This is a genomic window from Streptomyces sp. AC627_RSS907, from assembly GCF_019049165.1.
The window spans coordinates 1-554 of the sequence record NZ_JAGMUE010001089.1 but is presented as its reverse complement, the minus strand read 5'-3'; the positions used below and the strand labels follow the sequence as shown (position 1 = coordinate 554).

1 protein-coding gene is annotated in these 554 nt (G+C 74.9%); it reads right to left on the bottom strand.

What is annotated here, in order from left to right:
* Positions 1–361 (bottom strand): cupin domain-containing protein (locus KUM32_RS40420; RefSeq protein WP_217146679.1); only part of this gene is annotated, 361 nt, incomplete at its 3' end.
* Between the last annotated feature and the right edge of the window lie 193 nt (positions 362–554).

Genomic DNA, 554 nt, shown 5'->3' with positions numbered 1-554 from the left:
CGCTCGGGCCGTCCAGGGCGATGCGGTGCCAGCGACCGCGCGGCACGATGACCGCGGAGCCGGCCGCCACCGCGACCTCCTCCTCCGCCTCGTCCGGCCGCTCCGGGCGGAAGTACAGGCGTATCCCGCCGGCGAGGCAGGCCACGACCTCCTCCGCCTCGGGATGCACCTCCCAGTGGTCGCCGTGGACGTCGGCGTCGGTCTCCACGTGGAAGGTCATCAACTGCCAGCCGTCGCCCTCGCGTTGGAACACCGGCTCCGCGGCCCGGGCGCGGCCGTCCTGGTGCAGGTGGAGGAAGGAGGCGAAGAGGTCGACGGGACGGACGGGGGCGGTGGGGTCGTCGATCGGGGTCGCGGTCATGGCGAGGGTTCCTTGTCTGGGATCGGGGTCGTTCGGATGTGGTGGCGGTGGTTGGGTCGGTCGTACGGGGCGGGCGTCAGCCCCCTTGGCGGGGCCGGCGCCGCGCACCGCCGGCCCGGGGCTCGGCTCGTACGGCCGGGACTCGGCCCGTACGGTCAGAGCCGGGCTCGTACGGTCAGGGCCGGGCCCACAC